This window comes from Microbispora sp. CSR-4 (assembly GCF_008033685.1).
Lineage (GTDB): Bacteria > Actinomycetota > Actinomycetes > Streptosporangiales > Streptosporangiaceae > Microbispora.
Genome location: NZ_VJVX01000010.1, coordinates 1 through 22,265 on the forward strand (window position 1 = coordinate 1; position 22,265 = coordinate 22,265).

General features: G+C 68.2%; 20 protein-coding genes and 1 tRNA gene. 13 read left to right on the forward strand and 8 right to left on the reverse strand.

Annotation, left to right across the window (positions count from 1 at the left end; all coding sequences use genetic code 11):
* Both FLV34_RS10495 and FLV34_RS10500 read left to right on the forward strand, forming a co-directional pair.
* On the forward strand, positions 1–461 hold a 461-nt coding region (locus tag FLV34_RS10495; protein ID WP_187280595.1), incomplete at its 5' end, for a hypothetical protein.
* A gap of 90 nt (positions 462–551) precedes the next feature.
* Positions 552–4,352, forward strand: a complete 3,801-nt coding sequence (locus FLV34_RS10500; RefSeq protein ID WP_187280596.1) for a PD40 domain-containing protein — start codon at positions 552–554, stop codon at positions 4,350–4,352.
* A gap of 685 nt (positions 4,353–5,037) precedes the next feature.
* Here FLV34_RS10500 and FLV34_RS10510 read toward each other — a convergent pair.
* Complete coding sequence (locus FLV34_RS10510) at positions 5,038–5,217, reverse strand: WhiB family transcriptional regulator (RefSeq protein WP_260617277.1); 180 nt, start codon at positions 5,215–5,217, stop codon at positions 5,038–5,040.
* Positions 5,218–5,510: 293 nt separating this feature from the next.
* Entirely contained in the window at positions 5,511–6,917 is a 1,407-nt protein-coding gene (locus FLV34_RS10515) for an IS1380 family transposase (RefSeq protein WP_142647860.1), read from the reverse strand.
* Between the two features lie 613 nt (positions 6,918–7,530).
* On the opposite strand from FLV34_RS10515, the gene FLV34_RS10520 reads away from it, so the two are divergent.
* The 4 genes from FLV34_RS10520 (at position 7,531) to FLV34_RS10535 (ending at position 10,106) form a co-directional block, all read left to right on the forward strand.
* Positions 7,531–8,049, forward strand: coding sequence for an XF1762 family protein (locus FLV34_RS10520; RefSeq protein ID WP_142647863.1), 519 nt, complete (start codon positions 7,531–7,533; stop codon positions 8,047–8,049).
* The gene (locus FLV34_RS10525) at positions 8,046–9,140 is read left to right on the forward strand and encodes a site-specific DNA-methyltransferase (RefSeq protein WP_205830245.1); all 1,095 of its coding nucleotides are present in this window, start codon (positions 8,046–8,048) and stop codon (positions 9,138–9,140) included. The genes FLV34_RS10520 and FLV34_RS10525 overlap by 4 nt, the downstream gene beginning before the upstream one ends.
* Complete coding sequence (locus FLV34_RS10530; protein WP_142647867.1) at positions 9,137–9,373, forward strand: helix-turn-helix domain-containing protein; 237 nt, start codon at positions 9,137–9,139, stop codon at positions 9,371–9,373. The genes FLV34_RS10525 and FLV34_RS10530 overlap by 4 nt, the downstream gene beginning before the upstream one ends.
* Positions 9,374–9,680: 307 nt before the next feature.
* Positions 9,681–10,106 carry a hypothetical protein gene (locus FLV34_RS10535; protein ID WP_142647869.1) on the forward strand — a complete coding sequence of 142 codons (426 nt, stop codon included), beginning with the start codon at positions 9,681–9,683 and terminating at the stop codon, positions 10,104–10,106.
* A gap of 637 nt (positions 10,107–10,743) precedes the next feature.
* On the opposite strand, the gene FLV34_RS10540 is transcribed toward FLV34_RS10535, so the two are convergent.
* Positions 10,744–10,820, reverse strand: a tRNA-Pro gene (locus FLV34_RS10540).
* 35 nt (positions 10,821–10,855) lie between these two features.
* Complete coding sequence (locus FLV34_RS10545; RefSeq protein ID WP_142647871.1) at positions 10,856–11,788, reverse strand: metallophosphoesterase; 933 nt, start codon at positions 11,786–11,788, stop codon at positions 10,856–10,858.
* A gap of 80 nt (positions 11,789–11,868) precedes the next feature.
* Here FLV34_RS10545 and FLV34_RS10550 point away from each other — a divergent pair, with 80 nt between their 5' ends.
* Positions 11,869–12,324: a GatB/YqeY domain-containing protein gene (locus FLV34_RS10550; protein ID WP_079313711.1), complete on the forward strand. Its 456-nt coding sequence runs from the start codon at positions 11,869–11,871 to the stop codon at positions 12,322–12,324.
* A gap of 329 nt (positions 12,325–12,653) precedes the next feature.
* On the opposite strand, the gene FLV34_RS10555 is transcribed toward FLV34_RS10550, so the two are convergent.
* A complete protein-coding gene (locus FLV34_RS10555) occupies positions 12,654–14,816 on the reverse strand; it encodes a transglycosylase domain-containing protein (RefSeq protein ID WP_315985167.1) in 2,163 nt (720 codons plus the stop codon).
* A 366-nt stretch (positions 14,817–15,182) separates the two neighbouring features.
* Here FLV34_RS10555 and FLV34_RS10560 point away from each other — a divergent pair, with 366 nt between their 5' ends.
* Positions 15,183–15,479 (forward strand): WhiB family transcriptional regulator, encoded by a 297-nt coding sequence (locus tag FLV34_RS10560; protein ID WP_030506755.1) that lies wholly within the window; start codon positions 15,183–15,185, stop codon positions 15,477–15,479.
* An 84-nt stretch (positions 15,480–15,563) separates the two neighbouring features.
* Here FLV34_RS10560 and FLV34_RS10565 read toward each other — a convergent pair whose 3' ends face one another.
* On the reverse strand, positions 15,564–16,703 hold the full coding sequence (locus FLV34_RS10565) for an ArsA family ATPase (RefSeq protein ID WP_142647875.1): 1,140 nt from the start codon (positions 16,701–16,703) through the stop codon (positions 15,564–15,566).
* A 35-nt stretch (positions 16,704–16,738) separates the two neighbouring features.
* Entirely contained in the window at positions 16,739–17,779 is a 1,041-nt protein-coding gene (locus FLV34_RS10570) for an ArsA-related P-loop ATPase (RefSeq protein WP_142647876.1), read from the reverse strand.
* Positions 17,780–18,097: 318 nt separating this feature from the next.
* Between FLV34_RS10570 and FLV34_RS10575 the strand changes: the two genes are divergently transcribed.
* From FLV34_RS10575 to FLV34_RS10590, 4 genes are all read left to right on the forward strand, one after another.
* Positions 18,098–18,250: a DUF4177 domain-containing protein gene (locus tag FLV34_RS10575; RefSeq protein WP_076440089.1), complete on the forward strand. Its 153-nt coding sequence runs from the start codon at positions 18,098–18,100 to the stop codon at positions 18,248–18,250.
* Positions 18,250–18,711 (forward strand): RidA family protein, encoded by a 462-nt coding sequence (locus FLV34_RS10580; RefSeq protein ID WP_142647877.1) that lies wholly within the window; start codon positions 18,250–18,252, stop codon positions 18,709–18,711. Before FLV34_RS10575 ends, FLV34_RS10580 begins: the two co-directional genes overlap by 1 nt.
* A gap of 92 nt (positions 18,712–18,803) precedes the next feature.
* On the forward strand, positions 18,804–19,688 hold the full coding sequence (locus FLV34_RS10585; RefSeq protein ID WP_142647878.1) for an NUDIX domain-containing protein: 885 nt from the start codon (positions 18,804–18,806) through the stop codon (positions 19,686–19,688).
* The gene (locus FLV34_RS10590; RefSeq protein ID WP_261985728.1) at positions 19,685–20,488 is read left to right on the forward strand and encodes an MBL fold metallo-hydrolase; all 804 of its coding nucleotides are present in this window, start codon (positions 19,685–19,687) and stop codon (positions 20,486–20,488) included. The genes FLV34_RS10585 and FLV34_RS10590 overlap by 4 nt, the downstream gene beginning before the upstream one ends.
* A 7-nt stretch (positions 20,489–20,495) precedes the next feature.
* Here FLV34_RS10590 and FLV34_RS10595 read toward each other — a convergent pair whose 3' ends face one another.
* Positions 20,496–21,176, reverse strand: a complete 681-nt coding sequence (locus tag FLV34_RS10595) for a Crp/Fnr family transcriptional regulator (RefSeq protein ID WP_030506761.1) — start codon at positions 21,174–21,176, stop codon at positions 20,496–20,498.
* A 342-nt stretch (positions 21,177–21,518) separates the two neighbouring features.
* Here FLV34_RS10595 and nth point away from each other — a divergent pair, with 342 nt between their 5' ends.
* Positions 21,519–22,256 carry an endonuclease III gene (nth, locus tag FLV34_RS10600; RefSeq protein WP_142647879.1) on the forward strand — a complete coding sequence of 246 codons (738 nt, stop codon included), beginning with the start codon at positions 21,519–21,521 and terminating at the stop codon, positions 22,254–22,256.
* Positions 22,257–22,265: the final 9 nt, after the last annotated feature.

Below are 22,265 nucleotides of genomic sequence, written 5' to 3' on the forward strand. Positions count from 1 at the left end.
TGCGGACAGGACTCTCGACAAGCCCAATCCTCCCAGCTCAAAGGCACTTTTCTCATGTAAACGATCAAGCCCGCTCAAATTCGTCGCGAAAGCCCGAGGCTGATGCATGGGAGCAGGCCCGAGCGGGAGCGGTCGCGCTGTGGAGGCGGGTCCGTCCCGAGCAAGCTGACACAGTCGAGAAGGAGCTGGCCGAGGTCCGCACCCAGGTCCTTGCCGCCCGCCACGACGGCGATCTCGATACCGAGCGGGCGCTGGCCGGATCCTGGCAGGTCCGGCTGCAGCAGTTGCTACGCGAGGACCCCGCCCTGGGCGCGGAACTGCGCCGGGTGCTCGATGAGGAGCTCACGCCCGTGCTGACCCCCGCCGATCAGACGCAGATCGGGTCGATCCTGATGAGAGCGACCGCCAGCGGTCACGGCCGCGTGTACCAGGCCGGTCGCGACCAGCACATCACCGAGTAGTGAGCAACGGCAGGGCGGGAAAACCGAAGACCATACCCCGCTGGCGTGGAGTGGTGATTGATGAGTTCTTCGGATGAACGGTGCCCGGATGTGTCCTCGGTGGTGTCTGGGGGCGAGGGGGTGCACCTTGAGGCGTATGCCTCCGGTGAAGCCCGCGTCCATCAAGCGGGCCGGGACCAGCATTTCCACTACGGCGATGGGCTACGTGAGCGACAGCGCACCGAGGCTGGCAGGGTAACGCTGGAGTGCCCTTATCCGGGGTTGGCTGCGTTTGGACGTGAGCAGGCGCGGTGGTTCTTCGGCAGGGATGCCCTGGTCGCTGAACTGATCGCTCGCCTAGACGAACGCCTGCATGCGGGAGGCGTACAGGTAGTTGTGGGGCAGTCGGGCGCGGGGAAGTCCTCGTTGTTGCGGGCTGGGTTGCTGTCCAAGCTGGATGAGGGGGCCCTGCCGGGCTCGGGCCAATGGCCAAAGGTGGTGTTCACGCCCACCGCAGACCCCCTTCAGGCTCTGGCCGCACAGATTTCGTCCTTCACAGGCACCGAAACGGTGCGTGTAGCAGAGGAACTGGCTGAGGACCCGGATCGATGCGTTCCGATGCTGGGTGAGGTGCTGCGCAACCACATCGGCAGCGAGGATTCCGGTGCTCGCGTGGTGATGGTCGTGGACCAGTTTGAGGAACTGTTCACCCTGTGCACCGACGACTCGCGGCGGCGCGTGTTCATTGACTTGCTCACGCGACTGGTCGGCACGCGAGGCGATGCAGGCCATGAGGTGCAGCCTGTCGGGCTGGTTGTGGTGGGGGTGCGGGCAGACTTCTACGCCGCTTGCGCCCACTACTCACAACTGCGCCTTGCCTTGCAGGACAGTCCACTGGTGGTCGGGTCGATGTCGGAGGTGGAGTTACGCGAGGCGATCTTGTATCCGGCACAGGATGTGGGGCTGGACATCGAGCCGGGGCTGATCGAAGTGCTCCTGCGCGACCTGGGGACCGTGGTCGGCACCGATGAGGGTGGGACAGCCGGCTATGAGGCGGGGCGACTCCCGCTGCTGGCTCATGCGCTGCGGGCCAGTTGGCAGCAGCGGCACGGTGCCACTCTGACTGTGGCGGGCTATCGGACCACCGGCGGGATCCAACGCGCCATTGCCACCACCGCCGACCAGTTTTTCGCGCGCTTGGACGCCGCTGGGCAGCGGATGGCCGAATCGCTATTCCTCCGCCTCGTCAAGATCGGAGATGGAACCGAGGACACTCGACGGCGTCTATCCCGCTCCGAGTTGGTCGACAGGAGTGCCGATCCGCAGACGGCCACAGCGGTCGTGGATGCGTTCACTAATGCGCGACTGCTCACCCAGCGACAAGACACCGTCGAGATCACTCACGAAGCCCTGCTGCACAGCTGGCCCCAGTTGCGTCGTTGGATCGACAGTGACCGCGCCGGGCGGTTGATCCATCAGGATCTCGAAGAAGCCGCAGCGGCGTGGGACCGCGGGGGCCGCGACTCGTCTCTGCTGTATCGGGGAGGCCGCCTGGAGACCGCGCGCACCTGGGCTGAGACCGCTCCACACCATGATCTCAGCTCCGCCGCACGTGACTTTCTCTCAGCCTCCACCCGGCAGCAACGCCGTGCTGTACGGCTCCGCACGGGCACCATCGCCGTCCTCACAGTGCTGAGTCTGGTTGCCTCCACAGCCGCCGTTTTCGCCTCCCAGCAACAGCGCGAAGCGCTGCAGCAGCGAGACCTTGCCATCTACAACCGGGTGGTCGCTGAGGCGGACCAGCTAGGAGACACCGACGGTTCCCTGTCAGCCCAGCTGACCCTTGTCGCGCACCGCATGAGACCGGGCGACGAGACGTACACGCGGCTACTTACTACCGAAAACACCGCCCTTTCCACCCCCCTGACCGGCCATGCTTCCAGCGTCAACACAGTGGCGTTCAGCCCGGACGGGCATACCTTGGCCAGCGCTAGCGGCGACGGGTCTGTTCGGTTGTGGAATGTTTCTGACCCGGCCCGGGCCGTGCCGTTGGGCCGGCCCCTGAACGGCCACACCAACGTCGTCTTCTCGGTGGCGTTCAGCCCGGACGGGCATACCTTGGCCAGCGCCAGCGGCGACGGGTCTGTCCGGCTGTGGAATGTTTCTGATCCGGCCCAGCCCGCACCACTGGGCCGGCCCCTGACCGGCCACACCGGCACCGTCTTCTCGGTGGCGTTCAGCCCGGACGGGCATACCCTGGCCAGCGCAGGTGACGACCGGTCTGTTCGGTTGTGGAATGTTTCTGACCCGGCCCAGCCCGCACCACTGGGCCGGCCCCTGACCGGCCACACCAGCAAGATCACCTCGGTGGCGTTCAGCCCGGACGGGCATACCTTGGCCAGCGCCAGCTTCGATGAGTCTGTTCGCTTGTGGGACGTTTCTGATCCGGCCCGGGCCGCCCCGTTGGGCCGGCCCCTGACCGGCCACACCGACGTCGTCTTCTCGGTGGCGTTCAGCCCGGACGGGGATACCCTGGCCAGCGCCGGCGAAGACAGGTCTGTTCGGTTGTGGAATGTTTCTGATCCGGCCCGGGCCGTGCCGTTGGGGCGGCCCCTGACCGGCCACACCAATATCATCACCTCGGTGGCGTTCAGCCCAGACGGGCGCACCCTGGCCAGCGCCGGTTGGGATAGGTCTGTTCGGTTGTGGAATGTTTCTGACCCCGCCCAGTCCGCCACCTTGGGCCGGCCCTTGACCGGCCTTATCGGCACTGTCTTCTCGGTGGCGTTCAGCCCGGACGGGCATACCTTGGCCAGCGCCAGCGCCGACCGGTCTATCCGGCTGTGGAACCTTCCCGGCTCGTATCTGACCGGGCACACCCACGCCGTCGCCTCGGTGGCGTTCAGCCCGGATGGGGATACCCTGGCCAGCGCCAGCGAAGACAGGTCTGTTCGGTTGTGGGACGTTTCTGATCCGGCCCGGGCCGTGCCGTTGGGGCGGCCCCTGAACGGCCACACCGCCAGCGTCTTCTCGGTGGCGTTCAGCCCGGATGGGGATACCCTGGCCAGCGCCGGTTGGGATAGGTCTGTTCGGTTGTGGGATGTTTCTGATCCGGCCCGGGCCGTGCCGTTGGGGCGGCCCCTGACGGGCCACACCAACATTGTCTTCTCGGTGGCGTTCAGCCCGGATGGGCATACCCTGGCCAGCGCCGGTTGGGATAGGTCTGTTCGGTTGTGGGATGTTTCTGATCCGGCCCGGGCCGTGCCGTTGGGGCGGCCCCTGACGGGCCACACCAACATTGTCTACTCGGTGGCGTTCAGCCCGGATGGGCATACCCTGGCCAGCGCCAGCGAAGACAGGTCTGTTCGGTTGTGGAATGTTTCTGACCCGGCTCAGCCCGCACCTTTGGGCTGGCCCCTGATCAGCCACGCCAGCAACGCCGTCCTCTCGGTGGCGTTCAGCCCGGACGGGCATACCCTGGCCAGCGCCAGCGCCGACAGGTCTATTCGGTTGTGGGACGTTTCTGATCCGGCTCAGCCCGCACCTCTGGGCCGGCCCCTGACCGGCCACACCGACCACGTCTTCTCGGTGGCGTTCAGCCCGGATGGGCATACCCTGGCCAGCGCCAGTTGGGATAGCTCTGTTCGGTTGTGGGACGTTTCTGACCCTGCCCGGGCCGCACCACTGGGCCGGCCCCTGACCGGCCACACCGGCGCTGTCTACTCGGTGGCGTTCAGCCCGGACGGGCATACCCTGGCCAGCGCCGGTGCGGATCGTGCAGTTTTGCTATGGGAGACAAACGTGGCCAAGGCAATCCAACGAATCTGCGCCATTACCAAGAACAACCTCGGCATTAAAGAATGGCAGCGCTACATCGGCGACGACGTCCCATACACCTCACCGTGCAAATGACCCGGCCACCAGCATCCAAAGATCCTTCTCTGGCTGCACGTGGGCGGCGCAAGTGCCGCGCCGATATCTACGAGAGGCAATGGCTTCACCTGGGTTGACGTGAACTTAGTGAGGGCACAGACGCCCCCGACCACTAACAACAGGAGCATTGACGTGACGCGGTCCTGCCGACGGCGCCTTACCACGCGCGGGAGCGGGCCGAGAACGGGGCGGCGGGGTCGGAGTGGCTGCCCTGGTGCGCTTCACCACCGACGCCTCCGACGCGGTGCGCTGGATCTTCGACGCGTATACGCCAACTGCGAGACGCGGAATATCCACGCCTTCACTAATCATCTTGACCGCCACGATCCATCGGCCTGTGCCGTTGCGAAAGTTGTCGTCCCAGACAGGAAGTTGCCCTGGACCACCATGTCGGCCGCGAACCACGTCTTTGGCGGGCTCGTACCGTCCCCCGGCTCGACGTACTGGGTACGGCGGCTCCGCGCGAGTTGGGTCATGTCCTCCGCGAAGCCCCGCATCGCGATCGTGTCCTGGTTGGGACGGCGGCGGTTGATCCGCGCAAAGACGACTCTGCGTCTCTTGGGGGCATCCAGGCTTCTCCTTGAACATCGTGCGTGGCGCTCGTCCTATCGTTGCGCCACGGTCAACTACACGCCGCGTTCCCATAGACAGTGTGAGGAGATGGTTACGGTTCGCGGTTGTTCGCCGAACCGAAACCAGGCCGCGGGCTTGCTGTTACGGCTTGAGACGTGGGTGCGCCGTATCCGGCCGCGCTCTCGCTCGGCCTGCCGCCCCACACACTTGTCAAGCCGCGATCGAGCGCGTAGGTGAGGCACTCCGCGCGGACCTCGCATCGGCGGCAGATCTTCTTGCCGGCGTCCGGCCGCTGTCCCTCTTACGGAAGATCTCCAAGTCGGTCTCGGGACACAGCCTGGATGCACCGCGTGAGTCCTTGTGATCGGTTTCTGGGCCGATTTCGTTCCGCGGGCCGTTTCGTCAGGTGACGTGCTGTTTCCCAGGCAGGCGGGGGCCGCTGCGCTCGGGTCGCAGCTTGTCCACATGTCCGCAGGGGCTCGGGGGCGGAGATTCATGCGCCGGTGGCGCGGGTGACCGCTGGGGGCCGTCGTCGCGCGGGTGGTGACCGAGACTTCGGGCTGGTCAGACCGCTTCGGCGGGCGGCGGGTCATGTACGGCGTCGAAGATGTTCATCCACGCCTGCCGCCAGCGCCAATGCTCGGGTAGGTGGACGGTGACGTGGCCGCGTCCGTGCCGGGCCAGGCGAGCGGGGATGGCGATCAGACGCCGGCGGAGCGTGGTGCCCCGCACCTTGGCGTGCACGCCACCGGCCAGGCAGCCGGTCGCGCGCAGCAGGTTGTGGGTGATCGCCGCGCAGGTCACCCAGGCGGCGTTCGCGGCGAAGTCACCCGAGGGGAGATGCGCGAGCGGGCCGCCGTTCAGGTCGGCGAAGACCTGTTCGACGATCGCGTGGTCACGATGCTGTTCTTCAGCCTGGACCAGGTGGAACGGGCTGTCGGTGAACACCGCGTGGTACCGGTAGGTGCTGAACAGCTCGTCCTGGCCGATCATCGTCTGCGGGTTGAGCCGCTTGACCCGGCGTACGATCAGCCGGGCCGTGACGGCCCGGCCTTTCTTCGAGGTGAACGCGGTGGAGGAGACTTCGGCGATCTCGGCGTCGGAGACCCAGCATCCGGCCTGCTCATCGAAGATGGCGCCCGGGTAGGTGATCGGCGTCCAGGCGTCCTCGTCGATGACGGCGATCGCCGCCTTGATCTTCGGGTCCATCTTCGCGGTGACCGAGAAGTGCGCGCCCGCGCGGCGGCAGGCGCCGATGACGCCCGCCGCGTAGAACGTCGAATCAGCGCGCAGGAGGAGGATGCCGGTGGCGCCCGCCGCCCGCGCGGCCGTTATCGACTCGGCCACGAACGATTGCGCGCCGCGGGCTGAGTTCGCTTTCCCGCCACGCAACCGGGTGCCGGTGATGACCGGGGCGGCCAGCGGCGTCGACAGCACCGAGGCCAGCACGTTCAACCCGCGCACCAGCACACTCTTGCCGCCGATCTTCGTGTGCCCGAACTCGCTGCCTTGTTTGGCGTGTCCGTAGGTGCGTTTCTGCATCGAGTCCACATCGAGGAACGCGACCGTGCCGGCTGCGGGCAGCAGCGGCGTGTGCGCGGCCAGACGGCCCAGCACCTCGCGGGAGACCTTCTCGATCTGGCGGACGTTCCCCCACCTCAGGCAGCGCAGGAACGAGCCCAGTGTGGAGGGGGCGCGGATGTCGTCGAACAGTTTGTCCATGCCGCCGTGCCGCAACACGTCCAGATCGGCGATGGAGTCGGCTCCGGCGACCATCCCGGCCACAATCGAGCTGATCTTCGCGGCCGCGTTGACGCCGACCCGGTCGGCGATCGCGACGTGCTCGTCGACGAGCCCGCCCAGGTCGATGCGCTCGGCCAGCCGCATCACCGGCTCCAGCCCGGCGTAGGCGATCACGTGTTCGTCGTCGAAGCGCGCGTGGGTCCTGGCAGCGGCATGAAACAATCGCACTTACGAGGTGTCCTTCGACTGCGGATCTTGGAAGCGTAGAGAACTCCCATCATCCCAGCTCGCAGCGCACCTCCTCTCATTTCACGGCAATCACGTCAGAATCGGCTCGGTGCATCAGGCACAGTGCCTGGGCCATCCAGCCGGTGTCGGGGTCGTGTGCAAGGGCATACAGGGCGGCGAGGTCGTCTCCGGTCATTGTGGTGATCGAATGTCGGTCGATAATTATTGCCGGGCCCCCGGCAGATGTCCGCCCCGATCGTCCGCCGAACATCCCACCCGCGCCCGCCCGCGCGTGCGCGCACGCGCGTGGAGCCTCCTCTCGGGGCCGGTGAATTCGTCGTTCTACCCTTTCAACCAGGCAAACGCCTGCCCGTGCATTGGCGTGCAAAGGCGTCACCTCACTGGCTGACCGCTCTCAAGTCAGAGATTTCTTGCAGCCCGCTATTCGCTATCTCTGAGCTGTTCAGAGATAGTGCCATCCGCCTCAGAGTCTGATCTGATGGTTGCCCTCTCTGAGTAGTCTCTGAGGTTTCTGCTGTCCTGGTCATGCGCCGTCGACCCGACTGGCGGGCCGACGGCGCACGCATCCGGAGAAACGTGTCCCGACTACACGATGGAAAGCAGGAATGACAAGCAGACAATCGCCAATGAGCGCGAGGGCCTGAACAGCCCGGAGCGTCTGGAGAATCGTCGGCTGGTGATTTCGCCGGTGCCGATCCAGACCGCGCGGGCATTCATCGCCTGGACCCAGCCCCGCCTCGCTTCGCCAGCCGGTTCCGCGTTCGCTCTCGGTGCCCAGAGCGGTGACGGCACGCTCGTTGGTGTCGTGCTCATCAGCTGGCCCAGCGCTGGGGCCTTCGATGACGGCGAAACCGCCGAGGTCCTCGCCCTGGCCACCGACGGCACATCCGACGCCAGTCGAGCGCTGCTCGGTTCCGTCTGGCCCCTGGTCCGAGAGATGGGTTACCGGCGCCTGATCGCCTACACCCGCATCGAGGAATCCGGCACCGACCTGTGGGACGCCGGGTTCTGCGTCGTTCCCAGGCCCTTCGGGTGGTGGGACACCGCGGGTCGAGCCGATAGCGTCGCCCGCGTCCTGTGGGCGATCTGGGCCGTCGGGGGCCGTCGATGAGCGGGATACGCGAGCCGTACTGGCACGACGAGCACGCGGCGATCTACCACGGGGACGCGCGCGAGGTGCTGGCCGAGATGGACGAGGGCTCGGTGGACTGCATAGTCACCAGTCCGCCGTATTGGGGACTGCGGAACTACTGTGAGGGCCAGTACGGGCAGGAGCCCACGCCGGACTACGTCGACACCCTGCTGGCCACCTTCGCCGAGGCCCGCCGGGTGCTGGCCGACGACGGCACCTTCTGGCTGAACCTTGGAGACTGCTACGCGGCCAACTCCGACGGGTGGTCCCGCGGCAAGGACTACAACTCGCGCCAGCCCGAGGTACGACCCAAGGCCCGGCAGGCCGTGCTGCCGAAGAACCTGCTCGGCATGCCGTGGCGGGTCGCCTTCGCCCTGCAGGAGGACGGCTGGATCCTTCGCAACGCGATCGTGTGGAGCAAGCCGAACGCGATGCCGCAGTCCGTCCGCGACCGGATGTCCAACCGGTACGAGCTGATCTTCCTGCTCGTCAAACAGCAGCGGTACTGGTTCGACCTCGACCCGGTCCGTCAGCCCTACATCGGCGACCGTCCGATGTCCAGGCGGGCACGAGCCGGGGGCAACAAGCCGAACAGCATCACGACGGCCTGGCCTCCGCCCGGCAAGTACGGCAGCGACGGCGAGGACACGGCTGGCCCGAGGCATGGCGCGGCGATGCGGCCCACGGGTGAGCGGCATGCCGCCGCGCACCCCAACGGCAGGAACCCCGGGGACGTCTGGTCGATCCCCACCCGGCCACTGCGGGCGCACTTCGCGGCATTCCCGATCGACATCCCGCTCAAGGCCATTGCTGCCGGCTGCCGCCCCGGCGGCACCGTCCTGGACCCGTTTACCGGCAGCGGCACCACCGGCATTGCCGCCCGGCAACTCGGCCGGAAGTTCGCCGGCATCGAACTCAACGCCGACTACTGCGAACTCGCCCGAGACAGGCTCCTCCCAGGGGAACCGCACTCTCGGAGATCGACAGGGCCGGTGAATTTCGGCCCGACGACTTGTCACGCGGATGGGTCCCCAACTCTCGACGGCGGAGCCAAGGAGGACACTCCATGAAGCCGCTGACTCTTGCCGAGGTACAGGCCCTGCCCGCCGTCGTACCGCTCCTTCTGGCGGCTCGCGCTCTGGGTCTGAGCAGGAACACCGCCTATCGCCTGGTCCAGCGGGACGAGTTCCCCTGTCGCGTCATCAAGGTCGGCGACACCTATCGCGTGCCGACCATCGAGCTGCTCGTTCTGATCGGAGCTGACAAGGAGAACGTACGAGGAGCCTTCGGCTCCAGCAGCTGAACCCGGAAGTAACAAGGGCCCCGACGCCACGGAAACGGTCGGGGCTCTCAACTCTTCTTGCACCAGGGACTTGAGTACGCTCTGGGATACGTCGCGGCGTCCGAGGACGACTGCCGACTGAGGGTCTGCCTAACCAACAGGTCTCTGCAACGATGACCTCGTGACACACGGGTACAACGGCAGCCAGGTCCTCTTTAGACAGGCGAAAGCGCGGGCTCTTGCTGCTCAACGGTTCGCCAGGGAGGCGGATCAAGAGCTAGCAGCGGGCCTATCCGGTATGGAACGTAGGCAGCGTGAAAGAGATGCCGTGATCTCAACGTTGATTCTGGCTCAGGGAGCCGCTGAAGGCTACGTCAACTGGGTCTTCCTACAGGCTGGACTCACTCCGAACGGCACGTGGATTGATCGCTGGAGTGGCCTGCGCAATGCAGCGCGTGCCCTTGGACGCGACGATAGGTTCGGCCTCCCGCAGGAGCATCGAAAGTTTTTTAACGAGCTCAACGCTTGGCGCAACTACCTCCTACACGGAGATGAGAAGGCTCGGAAGGCACTGCATGAGGCTCTCGAAGCTCAGGGCAGAACCGATCTTGCAAGCGAGATCGACATTCTCGACAGTGCCTATGCGACCTCGGTGATGACCAGGGTCGAGTCCGCATTCAGGTGGGCCGAGCAGCATAGTGGTGTCCAGGCCCCCTTCCTCAACGGCGCCTGGGTCGCGCTCGACGAGATTTGAGCGGGACGGACGGGACAGGATCAACGTAGGTGGAGTTGGTCGGGCAGCGCCCTACACCGGCGGATCACGGTCACGTAACAAGCAGTCGGGCTAAGGCGCTGGGGTTTTCGCTGCCACTATCTGCCATCTCTCCGTAGGCCCTTGCGATTACCTCATTGGCGGAGGGATCACGCCGATGATCGTGCTCCAGGTAGAAGCGGCCCGCCTCGCTGATCACGGCCTTCCATGTGCCGCGCCGCTTTGAGATCTCGACGAGCCCTCGGTTGCGAAGCGCACGTGCCGAGTGCTGTTCGGGCACGTCGTCAGGCCCACTGAGATCTTCGCCGGCTGAGATCCGCTTGAGGGGGGCGAGTTGGCGGGGATTGACGGGGTCCCAACGGTGCATGACGTCAGCTCACACCTGCTCGTGGAGCGAAGGCAACCCCTCGTGTCGCAGAAAGTGCGGAGAGTCATGCCGGGTGATTTGAACTACCGTCGATGGCCGGTGGCCGGGGCGGAGTGATCAAGGTGCCCAGGAGAACTCGTTTGAACCCGTCAGGGTCCCCTGGCGGCGTTCGGACCGACGGTCAAACTACGGTCAAACGATCAAGGGCCTGACCGCTGTCTCCAGCGATCAGGCCCTTGACCTGCAACTACCTGGTCGGGGTGGCGGGATTTGAACCCACGGCCTCTTCGTCCCGAACGAAGCGCGCTGCCAAGCTGCGCTACACCCCGGTCGCTTGGACTTTTCGTCCTGCGCCTCGGCAAGTCTAGCGGACTTTGCGGCTGCTTGTGTCATCCGCCGCGACGGGGCGGCGGGGGACGAGCGTCAGCAGGGTCGCCTCTGGCGGGCAGGCGAATCGCGCGGGTGCGTACGGCGAGGTGCCGAGCCCGGCAGACACGTGCAGCCAGGAGCTCTCGTGCCTGCTCAGCCCCTTGACCCGGGCGCGGTCGATGCCGCAGTTGGTCACCAGAGCGCCGTAGAAGGGGATGCAGAGCTGTCCGCCGTGGGTGTGCCCGGCCAGCAGCAACTGATATCCGTCCTGGGCGAAGCGGGACATGTTGCGCGGCTCGGGCGAATGCATGACACCGAGCCGCAGATCGGCGTCCATCGGGGCCTGGCCCGCGATCTCGTCGTACCGGTCCCTGTCGATGTGGGAGTCGTGGATGCCACCCACGTGGACGTCGAGATCGGCCACCTTGAGGCGGGCCGTGGTGTTGTTCATGTCCAGCCAGCCGGCCTCCCGCATCGCGGCGCCCAGCTCGGCCCACGGCAGGGTCGGCACGTGCTGCCGGGAGTCCCCCTTGGACGTACGCCACAGGTAGCGGGCGGGGTTCTTCGGCCGGGGGGCGTAGAGGTCGTTGGAGCCGTAGACGAACAGACCCGGCCGGTCGAGCAGGGGCTCCACGGCGTACATGTACGACTCGACGGCGTCGGGGTGCGCCAGCGTGTCGCCGGTGTTGACGACGAGGTCGGGGTTGAGCGCGGCCAGCGACCGTACCCATGAGATCAGCCGGTGGCGCCGGGGCGTGAGGTGCAGGTCGGAGATCTGCAGGATCCGGACCGGCCGCTGACCCGGGGCCAGGACGGGGACATCGAACCGGCGCAGCCGGAACCAGTTTCGTTCGATCACCGAGGCGTAGCCGACACCGGCAATGCCGAGGCCGAGCACGGACAGGGGAATCGCGGCTGCTTTCCTCACACAGCCATGATGCCCGACGTACGGCCCGCCTCCCGCATAACCTGGCGAAGACGGGAGCCCGAGCACGGCAAGATGGACGCATGAGTGCGTTGAAGGACAAGCTGAAGGCCGACCTCGCGGCCTCGATGAAGGCCCGTGACGAGGTTCGGGTCCGGACCATCCGGATGGCTCTGGCCGCCGTCAACGTCGAGGAGGTCGCCGGCAAGGAGGCTCGCGAGCTCTCCGACGACGAGGTGATCAAGGTGCTGACCCGCGAGGCCAAGAAGCGCCGGGAGGCCTCCGAGGCGTTCGCGGGCGCCGGGCGGGCGGAGCAGGCCCAGGCGGAGCTGGACGAGCAGGCGGTGCTGGAGGAGTACCTTCCCGCCCAGCTCAGCGACGACGAGCTGAACGCGCTCGTCGACGCGGCGATCGCCGAGAGCGGCGCGGAGGGCCCCAAGGCCATGGGCCAGGTCATGAAGATCCTGAACCCGAAGGTCGCGGGCCGCGCCGAGGGCGGCCGGGTCGCCCAGGCCGTACGCGCCCGTCTGTCCGCCTGAGGGCCGGGGACTCCGGCCGGAAGCCCGAGGCAGGAGATCCCCGTCCGAAAGGGTTGGAACTCCGCTGGACCGCCGCGAATCGGCCGACGCCGGAAGGGGCCCGGCAGGGGACTCGGCGATAAGGCCAGGGTGGGTGGAAACTCCGCCTTACGGCCCGCGAAGCTCACGGCCCGGAAGCCTCACGGCCCGCAAAGCTCACGGGCCGGAAAAACTCACGGGCCGAGAACCTCACGGCCGCAAACCGTACGGCCGGATATCTCATGGCCGGAAACGGCGATGGGCCGCTCCTCGGCGAGAGGAGCGGCCCATCAGGGGACATCAGGGGAAGATCACCCGAACGGGTCGAAGGGCGCGTCGCCGCCACCCGGACCGCGGCCACCGCCGGGCCCGCCACCGTGCCCGCCGCCACGGCCGCCGGGGCCACCGCCGCCAGGACCGCCGCCGGGACCGCCTCCGCGACCGTCACCGGGTCCGTCGCCGTCGCCCCGCTCGGACTTCGGCTTCGGCGGGGGAGCGCACTGGTGGGCGCAGCCGCCGAACCTCTCCATGTCCGGCTTGACGAACGACGAGGGTTCGACGCCCTTGAGCGCCGCGAGGAAGGTGTCCTTCCAGATCGGGCCCGGGATGCTGGCGCCGAAGACCGAGCCGTACGACCGGCCGCCGATGACGCGGTTGCTCAGCGGGTAGCGGACCGGGCCGCGCGGGTCGCCGAGGCTGACCGCGCCCGCGAGGTCGGGGGTGAACCCGGCGAACCAGACGGTGCGGGAGACGTCGCCCGTACCGGTCTTGCCGGCCGCGTCCCTGCCGATGCCGCCGACGCCGGACATGGTGCCCTTGGTGAACACGCCCGACAGGATGTTCGTGGCCGCGTCGGCGACCGCGGCCTCGACGACCTGCTTGCACTTGGGCTTGAACGAGGTCACCTTGTTGAAGCGGTCGGTGATCTCGGTGATGGCCATCGGTGCGCAGTACTTGCCACGGGCGCCCAGCGTCGCGTACGCCGTGGCGACGGTGACCGGGTCCATCTCGTTGAAGCCGAGCGTGAACGGCTCGAACTCCTGGAGCTTGCCGCCGTCGGCGCGCTTGATGCCGAAGTCCTTGGCGGTCTTCACGACGTCGCAGAGGCCGACCTTCTGCTCAAGGGTGAGGAAGAAGGTGTTGACCGAGCCCCACGTGCCGGTCTGCAGGGTCAGGAACCCGCCGTGGCCCTCCGCGTTGTGCAGCGGGGTCTTGATGTCGCCGACGTTGTTGCCCTTGCAGTCCTTGAACGCGGAGTAGCTGGGCGCCGTATAGGTGCTGCCGACGTTGAAGCCGTCTTTGAACTTGTAGCCTTCCTTCAGCGCCGTCACCAGCGTGAACATCTTGAAGGTCGATCCGGCCTGGAAGCCCGTGCCGCCGCCGTGCGCGGCGTCCGCGACGACGTTGATCGACATCTCGTTCTTCTTCTTGCTGGTGCCGAACTTCCGGCTGGAGGCCATCGCCTTGATGGCTCCGGTGCCGGGCTCGACGAGCGCCTCGGAGGCGACCGGCTTGTCGCTCGGGAAGACGTACTTCTTGATGGCCTTCTCCGCGGCCTTCTGCATCTTCGGGTCGAGCGTGGTCCTGATCGTCAGGCCGCCGCGTGCCAGGAAGTCCTGCCGGGCCTTCTGCGTCTTGCCGAACTGCGGGTCGTTGAGGATCTCATTGCGCACGTACAGGCAGAAGTACGGGTAGTCGCTCTCCTCGCAGCCGCCGGGGATCTCCTTGTCCTTCCACCCCAGCTTCTTCTTCTTGGCCGCGTCGCGCTCGGCCTCGGTGATGATGTTCAGCTCTTTCATGCGGTCGAGCACGACGTTGCGCCGGGCCAGCAGCCGGTCGCGGAACTCCTTGCCCCGGTTGGGGTCGGTGGCGTTCGGGTCCTGTACGGCTCCCGCCAGCGTGGCGGCCTCGGCAAGGTTCAGTTCGGAGGCGTGCTTGCCGAAGAAGCGCTTGGACGCCGCCTCGATGCCGTACGCGCTGGCGCCGAAGTAGGCGATGTTGAGATAGCGGTTGAGGATCTCGTCCTTGCTGTACTTCTGCTCGATCCCCATGGCGTAGCGGATCTCGTTGAGCTTGCGGCCGACGGTCGGCGCGACGGCGGCGGCCTTCTGCTCGTCGGTCTCCGCCTTGTTGTACAGCACCTGCTTCACGTACTGCTGAGTGATGGACGAGCCGCCCTGCGTGACCCCGCCCGTGGTGATGTTCCTGACGAGGGCGCGGGTGGTGCCCTCGACGTCGAGCGGGCCGTGTTCGTAGAAGCGGAAGTCCTCGATCGCCACGATCGCTTTCCGCATGATCGGTGCGATACGGTCCATCGAGACCGATTCCCGGTTCTCGAAGTAGAACTGGGCGATCTGCTTGCCGTGCGCGTCGAGCAGGACCGTCTTCTCGGGAAGTGGCGGTTCGTCGAGCTTCGCCGGCTTGAGGCTCAGCGTCTCGATGCTCGATTTGACCGTGACGCCGGCCCCGCCCACGGCGGGTAGCGCAATCGCCGCCGCCAGCACTCCCGCGACGCCCGCGGCGCCGACGAGGCGCAGGGCAGCACCTGTCCGGGATGCCAGAGATTTGCCGTGAGCTTGCACGGATCCAAGGGTACGTCCGTTTGGTGACTCTCCCGGCATCGACCTCACAGGTCCGCATTACCCTTCGGCGGGGGGGACTAGTCATTCCCGGCCACATGGCCTGACATGACCATGCACGAATTTGGTCCCCCCGGGGTATGTCGGTTCGATCGTTTCGTTGCGTACTTTCTCCTCTGCGGCTACTGCAACCAGGAGGCCCGACGCCCGCGCCCGTCGGCCGAAACGACGACTGACCACCTAAGGGGAGTGGGGTCGAACATGTGGATCACGGATTGGACCTCCCGTGCCGCCTGCCGAGGTGCGGATCCTGACGCACTCTTCGTGCAAGGCGCCGCCCAGAACCGGGCAAAGCTCATCTGCCGTGGATGCCCCGTCCGTACCGAGTGCCTCGCCGATGCGCTGGACAACCGCATCGAGTTCGGGGTGTGGGGCGGGATGACGGAGCGGGAACGGCGTGCGCTGCTCAGGCGCAGGCCGGACGTGGAGTCCTGGCGGGACCTGCTGGAGTCCGCCAAGGAAGAGTACGAGCGCACCAACGAGCTGATCGCCGGCTGAGCCCGGCGCGGCGTCCCGCGGGGAAGCGGGACGCCGGATGTCGCGTCCTCGAAGAACGTCGCGTCTTCAGAAGACGTCGCGGCTTCAGGACGCGAGGAGTTGCCCGATCTGGCGAAGTCCCGCCAGATCGTGCACGTCCTCGGGCATGGCGGGCACCTGTGCGATGGGCACCGTCGGGTGCGCCGAGGTGAAGTGCTCCTGCTGACGCTGCTCCCGTGAGGCGAGCTGCATCCTTCCGGCGTGCAACCGCAGCACGGCCGCGGTGAGATCGTGCTCGCCCCTGGCGGCCAGGTCCTCCGCGGCGGCGGAGCTGCGCGCCGCCGACAGTGACGGCGCCAGCGGCCGGTGTACGCGGTTGACGACCAGCCCGGCCAGCGGCATGCGCTCGTCGGCCAGCCGCTCCACGAAGTAGGACGCCTCACGCATCGCGTCGCGCTCGGGCGCGGCGACGACGAGGAACGCCGTGCCCGGCGCCTGGAGCAGCCGGTAGGTCTGCTCGGCGCGCTGGCGGAAACCGCCGAACACCGCGTCGAGCGCGGTGACGAACATCTGGATGTCGCGCAGCACCTGGGCGCCGATCACCTTGGTCAGGATGCCCGCGACCATGCCGAAACCGGCGTTGAGCAGCTTGAACGCGCTGCGCCCGCCCGCCTTCGCCGGTGCCGTGAGAATGCGGATCAGCCTGCCGTCCAGGAACCGGCCGAGGCGTTCGGGGGCGTCGAGGAAGTCGAGCGCCGACCGCGACGGCGGGGTGTCCACCACGATCAGGTCCCACTCGTTCGAACGGCGCAGCTGGCCCAGCTTCTCCATGGCCATGTATTCCTGCGTGCCGGAGAAGCTGGACGACAACGACTGATAGAAGGGGTTCGTCAGGATCTGCTGGGCGCGCTCCGGGTCGGCGTGGGCCTCGATGATCTCGTCGAAGGTCCGCTTCATGTCGAGCATCATGGCGTGCAGCTCGCCGCCGGCCTCTCCGGCGCCGTCCACGCCGTCGACGCGCCTGGGGGTGTTGTCGAGCTCGGTCAGGCCCATGGCCTGGGCCAGCCGCCTGGCGGGGTCCACGGTCAGGACGACCACCGAACGGCCACGTTCGGCGGCGCGCAGCCCGAGGGCCGCGGCCGTCGTGGTCTTGCCGACGCCGCCCGAGCCGCAGCACACGATGATCCGGGTGTCCGGATCATCCAAAATCGCGTCGATGTCCAGCGCGGGCGCCGTCCTGGTCACAGCTCAGCCTTTCGCTCTTGCGTTCGGTCGGAAGGTCACGCGGCACCCTGGGCGCGCAGGGCGTCGGCCAGCTCGTAGAGCCCGGCCAGGTCGGCGCCGTCGGGCAGCAGCGGCAGGTCATACCGCGGCACGCCGGCCTCCTCCAGCGCGACGCGCTCGCGCTTTTCCAGCTCGGTCCGCAGGGCGTGCTCGGTCACCTCGCGGGCGAGCGCCTCGGCGACCGCGGAGGCGTCGGCCGTGGCGTCCGTCAGCCCGGCCGCCTTGAGGCCGAGCGCGAGTTCGGCGGAGTCGAACCGTCCCTGGGCGGCCGCCTCCAGCACGCCCTCGGGCAGCCCGGCGGGGCGCACCATGTTGACGAACACGCCGCCCACCGGCAGGCCGGTCGCGCGCAGCTCCTCGATGCCGTCGAGCGTCTCCTGGACGGGCATCTCCTCCAGCAGCGTCACGAAGTGGACCGCCGTCTCGGGGGAGGCGAGGACGCCCCGCACCAGGTCGGCGTGGTTCTTGATGGGCCCGACCCGGGCCAGCCCGGCGACCTCCTGGGTCACGTTCAGGAACCGGGCGATCCGGCCGGTCGGGGGCGCGTCCATGACGATCGCGTCGTACACCCTGCGGCCCTGCTTGTCGCGGCGCCGTACGGCCTCGCTGGTCTTGCCGGTGACCAGGACGTCCCGCAGGCCGGGGGCGATGGTCGTGGCGAAGTCGACCACGCCCATGCGGGTCAGCGCCTTGCCCACGCGCTTGATGCCGTAGAACATCTCGAGATATTCGAGCATGGCCTCTTCGGGGTCGACGGCCAGCGCGTACACGTCCCCGCCGCCGGGGGCCACGGCGATCTTGCGTTCCTCGTACGGCAGCGGCGGCAGGTCGAACGCCTGGGCGATGCCCTGCCGTCCCTCGACCTCGACGAGCAGCACCTTGCGCCCGCCCGCCGCGAGGGCGAGCGCGAGCGCGGCGGCGATCGTCGTCTTCCCCGTGCCGCCCTTGCCGCTCACTATGTGCAGGCGCACGCCGTCCCAGTCGGTGTCACGGGCCTCCCCGTTGCTCCCGCCGCGACTGCCGGTCGGCTGACTCACCGTGCCTCCTCCGGACGGCCGGCGAGATCGCGTCCGCGGATCGTCGCGCGGTGGTTCCCGTCGGCGTGCCTGCTCCACTCGCCCACGTGAGGAAGGCTACCCAAGCGTCACATGCCGATTCGCGCCGGTCGTCCACAGTCGGAACCCCGAGGTACGGCTTGCGCGTGGATCGGGTAAGAGTTCGCCAATGGGTGCATTCCCGGCACGGCCGGCGGAGAAGGCGCCGGCCGTGGAATCGGTGCTGTTGACGCCGCTCGTGGTCCTGGGTTTCGCGTTCCTGAGCGTCCCCGGCGCGCCGCGCATCGATAGCCTTTGCCCATGACCAAGTGGGAATACGTCACCGTGCCGTTGCTCACGCACGCCACGAAGCAAATTCTGGACAACTGGGGCGAAGACGGGTGGGAGCTCGTCTCGGTCATTCCGGGGCCCAACCCCGAGCAGCTCGTCGCCTACATGAAGCGGCCGAAGTGATGGCCACCCCGGAGGAGAGGCTCGCCGAGCTCGGGCTCACGCTGCCCGAGGTCGTGCCCCCGCTGGCCGCGTACGTGCCCGCCGTACGGACGGGTGACCACGTCTACACCTCGGGCCAGCTTCCGCTCGTGAAGGGCGAGCTGGGCGTCACCGGCAAGGTCGGCGCGGAGGTCTCGGCCGAGGAGGCCAAGGAGCAGGCGCGCATCTGCGCGGTCAACGCCCTGGCGGCCATCAAGGCGCTGGTGGGCGACCTGTCGAAGGTCGTGCGGATCGTGAAGGTGGTCGGGTTCGTCGCGAGCGCTCCCGGCTTCACCGGGCAGCCGCAGGTCGTCAACGGCGCCAGCGAACTGCTCGGCGAGGTGTTCGGCGAGGCGGGCAAGCACGCGAGGAGCGCGGTCGGCGTGGCGGTCCTCCCGCTCGACGCCCCGGTCGAGGTGGAGGTCATCGCGGAGGTCCGCTGACCGTACGGCCGGCCGGAACCGGGGTTTGCGGTTCCGCGAACGCGTGGGAGAGCATGGGGTCCGGTCGACCGATTGTTGTTCTGGAGGGCCTCATGGGGTTTCCGCTGCCCGGCGAGGTCGGCGAGCGGGCGCGGGAGATCCTCGCCGGCCGCCTGGCTCCCGCCCCCGCCAGGGACGCGGCCACGGTCGTGCTGCTGCGTGACGACCCCCTGGAGGTGTACCTCCTCAGGCGCAAGACCACGATGGCCTTCGCCGCCGGCGCCTACGTGTTCCCCGGCGGATCGGTCGACCCCCGGGACGCCGATCACCGCGTGGCCTGGGCGGGCCCGTCGCCCGCCGAGTGGGGCGAGGTCTTCCGGGCCGGCGAGAGCACGGCCCGGGGCCTCGTCTGCGCCGCCGTACGCGAGACGTTCGAGGAGTCGGGCGTGCTCCTGGCCGGGCCCGGCCGTGACACGGTGGTGACCGACACGACGGGCCCGGACTGGGAGTCCGACCGCCTCGCGCTGATCGCGCGCACGCTGTCGTTCGCCGAGTTCCTCGACCGGCGGGGTCTCGTGCTCAGGTCCGACCTGCTCAAGGCGTGGGCGCACTGGATCACGCCCGCCGTGGAGCCCCGGCGCTTCGACACCCGCTTCTTCGTGGCGGCCCTGCCCCCCGGGCAGCGTACGCGTGACGTGGGCGGGGAGGCGTCGGGCGTGGCCTGGATGCGGCCGGGTGACGCGCTGGCCGCCGTGCGGGCGGGTACGGCGCACATGCTGCCGCCCACCTTCCGGACGCTGGCCGAGATGGCGGCGTTCGAGTCGGCCGGCGACGTGCTCGCCTGCCCCCGGACGATCACGACCATCCTGCCGGAGGCCGCCGAGGTGGACGGGCGGATGGTGCTGATGATCCCGGAAACGATCCCGGAAACGATCCCCGAGACGATCCCTGAGACGATCTCCGGGACGGACCCCGACTCAGGAAGGACGGGCGAGTGAGCGGGCTGCGCATCCCCGGACCGGACACGTCCGGCGGCCTCGACGGCGCGGGCACGGCGAGCACCGTGAACGTGCTGGCGCCCAACCCGTCGCCGATGACTCTCGACGGCACCAACACGTGGATCGTCGGCGGGGCGGATGCCGTACTGGTCGTGGATCCCGGCCCGGACGACGAGGCGCACCTGCGGCGGGTCGCCGAGCGGGTGGACGGCCGCCGGGTGACCGCCGTCCTGCTCACGCACGGCCACCCCGACCACAGCGAGGGCGCGGCGACGCTCGCGCGCCTGCTCGGCGCGCCGGTGCGGGCGCTCGACCCGCGCCTCCGCCTGGGCGAGGAGGGGCTGGCCGACGGCGACGTGGTGACGGCGGGCGATGTGGAGGTCCGGGTCGTCGGCACGCCCGGGCACTCGTTCGACTCGCTGTGCTTCTGGCTGCCCGGCGATCGGGCGATGCTGACCGGCGACACGATCCTCGGCCGGGGAACGACGGTCATCGCACCGGACGGGGACCTCGGCGACTACCTGCGCAGCCTCGACAGGCTCAGGCAGGGCGCCGAGATGCTGGAGGCCGCGGCGCTGCTGCCGGGACACGGGCCCGTACTGCCCGATCCGTCCGCGGTGCTCGACGCGTACATCGCCCACCGGCGCGAGCGGCTTGAGCAGATCCGCGAGGCGATCCGCAGGGGTGCGAGAGACGCACGCGAGATCGTCGAGATGGTCTACGCCGACGTGGACCGGTCACTGTGGCCGGCCGCCGAGATGTCGGTGGCGGCGCAGCTCAACTACCTCAAGACGCTCTAGCGTCGCGTCAGCGGGAGCGGTTGAAGAGCCGCTCCCTGTCCATGATCACCACGGCCTTGGCCTCGATGCGCAGCCAGCCGCGCTGGGCGAAGTCGGCCAGGGCCTTGTTGACCGTCTCCCGCGAGGCGCCCACGAGCTGGGCGAGCTCCTCCTGGGTGAGGTCGTGGTGCACCCGGATGCCGTCGTCGGTCTTCTGCCCGAAGCGGTCGGCCAGGTCGAGGAGCTGCTTGGCGACACGGCCGGGCACGTCGGTGAAGACGAGGTCCGCGAGCACGTCGTTGGTGCGGCGCAGCCGCTGGGCCAGGGCGCGCAGCAGGTGGAGGGCGACCTCGGGCCGGCCGGTCAGCCACGGCCGCAGGTCGTCGTGGCCGAGCCCGGCCAGGCGCACGTCGGTCAGCGCGATGGCCGAGGCCGTACGCGGGCGGGGGTCGAACAGCGACAGCTCGCCGAACATCTCGCCGGGGCCGAGCACGCTCAGCAGGTTCTCCCGGCCGTCCGGAGCGGTGCGCGCCAGCTTGATCTTGCCTTCGAGCACCACGTAGAGCCGGTCGCCCGTCTCGTTCTCGCTGAAGAGGGTGCGGCCCTTGGGCAGCTCCACCTCTGTGATGCTCGTACGCAGAGCCGCGGCGCTCTCACGGTCGAGCGCGGAGAACAGCGGCGCCTTGCTCAGTACTTCCTCGGTGCTCACGGTGCCTCCTTGCTGCGGGCGCGCTCGGTCGCCGGCTCCGTGCTAGCCATTGTGACCCACGCCTTCCACGACGTATTGCGGGGTGTCCCGTTACGTCGCATGGGCGTGGCTCCCGGCTCACACGTGTGTGCGTCGTGCCTGGCGAAACAACACAATCTTGGCGGAAACCTATCCTTACGCCCATTGCGCGCTCGACCGGCTCGGGCGTCCGGTCGTCCCCCTACCGGCACAGTGTATTGCGCAGCGTAGGGACAAATTGGCAAATACAGGCTGGATATGTGGCATGTGTGGCAAGCCATGACCAGGGAGCGGACCGGGGACGCGAGGCCCTACGCTTGCGGCATGGCGACGAACACGGCCGCTCCCCGACGGCGTCAGCGCCAGGCCGAGACCCGCCTGGGGCTCGTGCGGCGGGCGAGGCGGATGAACCGGATCCTGGCCGAGACCTACCCTGACGCCCATTGCGAGCTCGACTTCGGCAACCCGCTGGAGCTGCTGGTCGCCACGATCCTCTCGGCGCAGTGCACCGACAAGAGGGTCAACATGGTCACTCCGGTGCTCTTCGCGAAGTACCGCACCGCGGCCGACTACGCCGGGGCCGACCGCGCCGAGCTGGAAGAGATCATCAGGTCCACCGGGTTCTTCCGGGCGAAGGCCAACAGCATCATCGGCATGGCGCAGGCCCTCTGCGAACGCCACAACGGCGAGGTTCCGGGCAGGCTGGAAGACCTCGTCAAGCTCCCCGGCGTGGGCCGCAAGACCGCGAACGTCGTGCTCGGCAACGCCTTCGGCGTCCCCGGCATCACCGTCGACACGCACTTCCAGCGGCTGACGAGGCGCTTCGGCTGGACGACCGAGACCGATCCCGTGAAGATCGAGCACGAGGTCGGCGAGCTGATCCCCAAGTCCGAGTGGACGATGTTGTCGCATCGGCTGATCTGGCACGGACGGCGCATCTGCCACGCCAGGAAGCCCGCCTGCGGGGTGTGCCCCCTCGCCGCGCTCTGCCCGTCGTACGGCACCGGCCCCACCGATCCGGAGGAGGCGCGCAAGCTCGTGCGACCGGGGCCTTTCTCATGAGTGCCCGTT

What these genes read in the sequence shown, in the direction of transcription:
- FLV34_RS10520 (WP_142647863.1), top strand. Translation starts at nt 7,531, where the DNA reads ATGGAAAGCAGGAATGACAAGCAGACAATCGCCAATGAGCGCGAGGGC.
- FLV34_RS10525 (WP_205830245.1), top strand. Translation starts at nt 8,046, where the DNA reads ATGAGCGGGATACGCGAGCCGTACTGGCACGACGAGCACGCGGCGATC.
- FLV34_RS10530 (WP_142647867.1), top strand. Translation starts at nt 9,137, where the DNA reads ATGAAGCCGCTGACTCTTGCCGAGGTACAGGCCCTGCCCGCCGTCGTA.
- FLV34_RS10550 (WP_079313711.1), top strand. Translation starts at nt 11,869, where the DNA reads ATGAGTGCGTTGAAGGACAAGCTGAAGGCCGACCTCGCGGCCTCGATG.
- FLV34_RS10560 (WP_030506755.1), top strand. Translation starts at nt 15,183, where the DNA reads ATGTGGATCACGGATTGGACCTCCCGTGCCGCCTGCCGAGGTGCGGAT.
- FLV34_RS10575 (WP_076440089.1), top strand. Translation starts at nt 18,098, where the DNA reads ATGACCAAGTGGGAATACGTCACCGTGCCGTTGCTCACGCACGCCACG.
- FLV34_RS10580 (WP_142647877.1), top strand. Translation starts at nt 18,250, where the DNA reads ATGGCCACCCCGGAGGAGAGGCTCGCCGAGCTCGGGCTCACGCTGCCC.
- FLV34_RS10585 (WP_142647878.1), top strand. Translation starts at nt 18,804, where the DNA reads ATGGGGTTTCCGCTGCCCGGCGAGGTCGGCGAGCGGGCGCGGGAGATC.
- nth (WP_142647879.1), top strand. Translation starts at nt 21,519, where the DNA reads ATGGCGACGAACACGGCCGCTCCCCGACGGCGTCAGCGCCAGGCCGAG.